At 73.1% G+C, this 6,211-nt stretch carries 4 protein-coding genes and 1 pseudogene; 4 read left to right on the top strand and 1 reads right to left on the bottom strand.

All coding sequences use genetic code 11. The features are described from left to right. Positions 1-93: 93 nt before the first annotated feature. Positions 94-1,431, bottom strand: a complete 1,338-nt coding sequence (locus AB0B83_RS09405) for an RICIN domain-containing protein (RefSeq protein WP_357577746.1) — start codon at positions 1,429-1,431, stop codon at positions 94-96. 492 nt (positions 1,432-1,923) lie between these two features. On the opposite strand from AB0B83_RS09405, the pseudogene AB0B83_RS09400 reads away from it, so the two are divergent. From AB0B83_RS09400 to moaA, 4 genes and pseudogenes are all read left to right on the top strand, one after another. Beyond that, positions 1,924-2,469: pseudogene (locus AB0B83_RS09400) on the top strand (sigma-70 family RNA polymerase sigma factor); the annotation flags it as partial. A gap of 484 nt (positions 2,470-2,953) precedes the next feature. Continuing rightward, positions 2,954-4,069, top strand: coding sequence for a right-handed parallel beta-helix repeat-containing protein (locus AB0B83_RS09395; protein ID WP_357577745.1), 1,116 nt, complete (start codon positions 2,954-2,956; stop codon positions 4,067-4,069). Positions 4,070-4,166: 97 nt separating this feature from the next. Next, positions 4,167-5,081, top strand: a complete 915-nt coding sequence (locus AB0B83_RS09390) for a fructosamine kinase family protein (RefSeq protein ID WP_357577744.1) — start codon at positions 4,167-4,169, stop codon at positions 5,079-5,081. Beyond that, a complete protein-coding gene (gene moaA, locus AB0B83_RS09385; protein WP_357577743.1) occupies positions 5,078-6,091 on the top strand; it encodes a GTP 3',8-cyclase MoaA in 1,014 nt (337 codons plus the stop codon). Before AB0B83_RS09390 ends, moaA begins: the two co-directional genes overlap by 4 nt. Positions 6,092-6,211 lie beyond the last annotated feature (120 nt).

The raw sequence follows: 6,211 nt of genomic DNA, 5'->3' as shown, positions 1-6,211 counted from the left end.
GTCTGTGTAGGCCCGGGTGGCGAGGGCGGCGACCTCGAAGAACCACCACCGGTCGGCGGGCCGGCGGGACCGGCCGGTGCCACCGCGCGTCGGTCAGAGGCCGATGTTGGCCTGCGGGCCGGCGTGGGTACGCAACATCGCCGGGATGTCGGCGGCGTTGTGCAGGGTGTACGGGTAGAAGCTGCTCGGGTTGAACGCCGAGCCCTTCGACTTGACCTTGCCGGAGTCCCACGGGCTGTTGACCGTGACGTTGCCCCGCTGGACGAGTTCGCCCGCCTCGACGTAGTACGGGTTGCGGACGTTCTCGTAGTAGCTGTTCTCGATGACGGCCTTGGTGAAGCCCCGCACGTAGTTGCCGTACGAGGCGCAGTTCTGCAGGTAGTTGTTGTACATGTGCAGGTTGGCCAGGTTGTCCGCGCTGGGGTTGCGGGTCCTGGTGTTCTGGAACCAGTTGTGGTGGATGGTCATCCTGGCCGTGACGTTCTCGGTCCAGCCGATGCCGAAGGTCTTGTTGTTGTCGGCGAAGTGGTTCCAGGAGACGGTGATGTTGGTGCTGTCCTTGCGGCTGTCCAGCAGGCCGTCGTTCATCCGCTGGAGCCGGTTGTGGTCGATCCAGACGCGGTTGACGGTGTCCATCTGGATGGCGTCGTAGTCGTAGGTGTCGTCGCCCGGGTCGTCGTCCGGCATCAGGGTGTCCCGGATCGTCAGGTTGCGGATGATGACGTTGTTGACCCCGGAGCCGAGGAAGAACCCGCCGCCGACGATGTGGCCGCTGGTGCCCACGCCGACGATCGTCTTGTTGGACGCCACCCGCAGTTCGGTGCCCTTCGGGCTGATGTTGATCGTGCCGGCGACCCGGATCACGTAGGGGGCCGACGCGGTGACGTACTGGTTGAGCTGCGCCTGGGTGGTCACCGTGACGGTCTGCCCGCCGGCCCCGCCGGTCACCCCGGTGGCGAACCCGTCGGGCGCGTTGCCGTAGGGCACCGACGGGGTGCCGCCCGAGCCGAGCTTGACCATCTGCCACTGCTGGTTGGTGCCCCCGAGGTCGGCGAACTGGGAGATCCGACCACCGTTGGCCGTCGACCACTCCCACACGTCCAACGCCTTACCGCTGTGCCGGTTGACGAACCGCACGAACCCGTCCGCCGAATCCGCGACACCGAAATGCTGCCGCGTGTTCGTACCCGCCGACTCCTGCGTCAACGCCGCACCATCCTCGGCACTCGCGATCTGCAACACCTTCCCGCTCTGCCGCGAACGCAACTGGAAGTAACCGTTGTCCACCGGCACGAACTGCCACTGCTGGTTCAACGTGTCCGTACGCGTCCACTGATGAATCGGCGCACCATCACTCGTCGAATAGTTCGACACATCGATCACCTTGCCGCTGTGCCGCGACACGAACACGTAGTACGCGCCCGTGTCCACAGCCGCCGCCTGAACCGGACCACTAGTAACCGCCACAGCGGCCGGCGCCACGACGGCAAGCACCGCCAACGGCACCACACGCCGCCACAGGCGACGGACGGCGGTGGTCGCCGGTGCCGGACGTTGGTCGGGGGGATGGGTGGTCAGTCGCATTGACTTCCTTCCTGCGTACGGGTGGTGGTGGTGCGTGGTGGACCGCCTGGCATGCGGCTGCCCGGGCCGGATGCCAGGCGGGTCGGCGTCGGCCCGCTCTGGTTCCGTAGACGACGGCAGGGTCACGTCGACAACGGAAATTCAGAACTTTGTTTGGATCGCCTACTTACTTGGACAGTGACGGGCGACGATCTTTACAGGCGCATTTCGGTATGCGAGCATGCCGTGAGCTGCGTCGTCACCGGTGCAGGACCGGCAGGAGGACGCCGGTCCGGGCGGCGGGAGGCACGCCGGATCCGGTCGGTCCGCCCACCCGCGACGTGAGGAGGGACCGCCACCGTGACCGGCAGCGACGTCCACGCGCCGGCCCACGACGCGGAACTGGACCCGGGGACGCGCGACCCGTCCCACCCGGACGTGCCCGCCCTGGTCGCCGCCGCCCGCGCGGGTGACGGGGCGGCGCTCACCGAGCTGGTCTCCGCGCACCTCCCGCTCGTCTACGGGATCGTCGGGCGGGCGCTCAACGGGCACGCCGACGTGGACGACCTGGTCCAGGAGACGATGGTCCGGGTCATCCGTGGCCTGCCGGACCTGCGGGAGCCGGAGCGGTTCCGCGCCTGGCTGGTGTCCATCGCGTACCGGCAGGTGCAGCTCCACCTGCGCGGTCAGGCGCGGACCCGGCGCCGCGAGCAGGAGACCGACGCGGACCTGCCCGACCCCGGCGGCGACCTGGCCGAACGGACCGTGGCCGAGCTGATCCTCAGCGAGCAGCGCCGGGAACTGGCCGAGGCCACCGGCTGGCTGGACGACGACGACCGGCGGCTGCTGCGGTGGTGGTGGCGGGAGGCGATCGGCGAGCTGACCCGCGCCGAGCTGGCCGACGCGCTGTCGGTCAGCCCGAAGCACGCGGCGGTACGGCTGGGCCGGATGCGGACGCGCCTGGACGAGAGCCGGCTGATCATCCGCGCGTTGCGCGCGACACCCCGCTGCCCGGAGTTGGCCGCGCTGCTGCGCGGCTGGGACGGCACCGCCGGGCCGCTGTGGCGCAAGCGGCTGAGCCGGCACGGCCGGGGCTGCCCGCGGTGCGGATCGCACGGGCACGTGCTGCTGGCACCGGAGCGGCTGCTGCCGGGCATGACGACGTTCCCGGTCGCCGCCGGGCTCGTGGCGGGCGTCCCGGCTGCCCCGGCCGCCGGGACGTTCTGGGCCATGGTCCAGGGCTTCTTCGCCAACAAGGTCGTGGCGGGCGCCACGGTCGCGACGGTCGCGGCCGGCGGCATCGGCTACGCCGTGCTCCAGGCCCCAGAGCCGGGCGGCGTCCCCGCCCCGGCCGGCCCCACGGTGGCCGCGCAACCGTCCCGGCCCACGGGTGCGCCCACCGCCGGGTCGACCCGACCCGCTGCCCCGGTGGCGGGGGCCGAGATCCACGTCGCACCGGGCGGCTCGGACGCCGGCACCGGCAGCGCCGACCGCCCGTACGCCACGCTGGGCCGGGCCGTCGCGGTGGTACGCCCGGGCGCTGCGCGGCGGGACCCACCGGCTCACCGAGCCCCTGGTCATCACCACCAGCGGCACCGCGCAGAGACGCATCACCGTCAGCGGCTACCGCGACGAGCGGGCGGTGGTCGACGCGAGCCGGGTGCCGGCCGGCGAGTGGGCGATCACGCAGCGGGCGAGCTACTGGACCGTACGCGGGCTGGAGATCAGGAACGCGCCCGACCACGCGTACGTCTGCGTCTCCTGCCGCCACACCGTCTTCTCCCGGCTGTCGGTCCACGACAACGGGGGCATCGGCCTGCTGCTGCGCGACCCGGGCACGGTGGGCAACCAGGTGCTGGACAGCGACTTCCACGCCAACCACGACACCTCGGACGACGGCGGCACGGCGGACGGGCTGGCGTTCAAGTACGGCTCGGGCACCGGCAACCTCGTACGCGGCTGCCGGATGTACCACAACTCGGCCGACGGGCTGGACCTCAGCGAGTTCACGGACCCGGTGAGCGTCGAACGGTCCTGGGCGTACGGCAACGGGGTCGACCGGTGGGGGATCCCCGGCTTCACCGAGGGCGGCGGCAACGGCTTCAAGCTCGGCGGCGGTGACCCCGCTCCCGAGGTGCGGCACCGGGTGACCCGGAGCGCGGCCTGGGACAACGCCGGCTACGGCTTCACCGAGGCGGCCAACCACGGGCGGCTGCGGATCACGAACAGCACGGCCTACCGCAACGGCAAGGCCGGGTTCGCGTTCGTCGGCTCGCCGTCGGTGCTGCGGCACAACCTGGCCCTCGCCAACCGCGACGAGACGTGGCTCGGCGGGACGGTCGACGACGAGGACAACTCGTGGAACCAGCGGGACTGGGCGACGACGACCCTGCGCAGCGGCGATCCGTCCTCGGCCGAAGGGCCACGGGGTGCCGGGGGCGCGCTGCCGGAGACCACGTTCCTGCTGAACCGCCGCGATCCGGCGATGGGCGCCGACATGCGGTGACGGCGGGGCCACCCGACCAGGCGCAGCCGGCGGGGTGAGCCGCCGACATCGTGCGGCCGGCACCCGTACGGCCGACGGGAGGGGTTACCTTGCGCAGATGGATCTGGCGTACCTGCGGGCGCACCCGGAGCACCTGCCGACCTTCCTGACCCACCAGCGGATCCGGGAGACGCCGGTCGCCGGCGGCGACATCTGTGCCGCGTCCCGGCTGACGCTGGACGACGGGCACTCGGTGTTCGCCAAGACCTGGCCGGAGGCCGCCGGAAGGCCCGCGCCGGAGGGCTTCTTCGCCGCCGAGGCGGCCGGCCTGCGCTGGCTGCGCGAGGCCGGGACGGTCGCCGTACCGGAGGTGGTGGCGGCGCTGCCCGGGCTGCTGGCGCTGGAGTGGATCGAGCCCGGCGAGCCGACGCCCGAGGCGGCCGAGCGGTTCGGCCGGGAGCTGGCCGGGCTGCACCGGGCCGGGGCGTCGGCCTTCGGGGCCGGGTGGAACGGCTTCATCGGAGCGCTGCCGGCGGACAACACGCCCGATGACGGCCCCTGGTCGGGTTGGTTCGCGCGGGCCCGGCTCGTCCCGTACCTCCGGATGTCGGTCGACGGCGGCGCGCTCACCGGCGCCGAGGCCGGCCTGGTCGAGCAGGTCGTCGAGCGGATCGGCGAGTTCGGCGGTGACGAGCCGCCGGCCCGGATCCACGGGGACCTCTGGCCGGGCAACGCGCTCTGGGGCGCGGACGACCGGGTCTGGCTGGTCGACCCGGCGGCGCACGGCGGTCACCGCGAGACCGACCTGGCGCAGCTCGCGCTCTTCGGCGGCGCGCCGCACCTGGACCGGATCCTTTCCGCATACGCGGAGACGTGGCCGCTGGCCGACGGATGGCGGGAACGGGTGCCGCTGCACCAGCTCCACCTGATGCTGGTGCACACCGCACTGTTCGGCGCGGCGTACCGGGATGCGGTCGCCCGTACCGCCCGGTCGGCCCTGGCCGGGCTCGGGCGCGCTACCGTCGACGGGTGACCGCCGCCCCGCCGACCGACGGCGTCCTCGCCGACCGGTACGGCCGCGTCGCCCGGGACCTGCGGGTCTCCCTCACCGACAAGTGCAATCTGCGCTGCACCTACTGCATGCCGGCCGAAGGGCTGGCCTGGCTGCCCGGCCCGCAACTGCTCGGCGACGACGAGATCGTCCGGCTGGTCGGGGTCGCGGTGCGCCTGCTCGGCGTGACCGAGGTCCGGTTCACCGGCGGGGAGCCGCTGATCCGGCCCGGCCTGGCCGACATCGTGGCCGCCGTGGCGGCGCTGGAGCCGCGCCCCCGCATCTCGCTCACCACCAACGGGATCGGGCTGGACCGGCTCGCCCCCGGGCTGCGCGCCGCCGGGCTGGACCGGGTGAACGTGTCGTTGGACACGCTGGATCCGGAGCGGTTCGCCCGGCTGACCCGGCGCCCGCGCCTGGCGGACGTACTGGCCGGGCTGGCCGGGGCCGCCGACGCCGGGCTGACCCCCGTGAAGATCAATTCGGTGCTGATGCGGGGCGTCAACGACGACGAGGCGCCCCGACTGCTCCGCTTCGCCCTCGACCACGGCTACGAGCTGCGGTTCATCGAGCAGATGCCGCTGGACGCCCAGCACGGCTGGGACCGGCGGACCATGGTCACCGCCGACGGGATCCTGGCCGCCCTGCGCGGGGAGTTCGACCTGGTCCCCGACCCGGCGGAGCGCGGCGCGGCACCGGCCGAGACCTGGCTGGTCGACGGCGGCCCCGCCCGGGTCGGCGTGATCGCCAGCGTCACCCGGCCGTTCTGCGGCGACTGCGACCGCACCCGGCTCACCGCCGACGGGCAGGTACGCGCCTGCCTCTTCGCCACCGAGGAGTCCGACCTGCGCGGGGCCCTGCGGGCCGGGGCGGACGACGACGAGCTGGCCCGGCGCTGGCGGGCCGCGATGTGGGGCAAGCGGGCCGGGCACGGCATCGACGACCCGGCCTTCCTCCAGCCCGCCCGGCCGATGTCCGCGATCGGAGGCTGACCGTGGCAGAACCGACGCGCCCGGCCGACCCCGGGCCACCGGCCCAGGCACGCCCGGCCGACACCGGGCCACCGGCCCAGGCACGCCCGGCTGACACCGGACCGCCGGCCCAGGCACGCC

Source organism: Micromonospora sp. NPDC049060, assembly GCF_040649055.1.
In the GTDB taxonomy this organism is placed as follows: Bacteria; Actinomycetota; Actinomycetes; order Mycobacteriales; family Micromonosporaceae; genus Micromonospora; species Micromonospora reichwaldensis.
This window is presented reverse-complemented; position numbering and strand designations above follow the sequence as displayed.

Excerpts from the sequence above, each read along its gene's own strand:
- AB0B83_RS09390 (WP_357577744.1), top strand. The coding sequence starts at position 4,167 with ATGGATCTGGCGTACCTGCGGGCGCACCCGGAGCACCTGCCGACCTTC.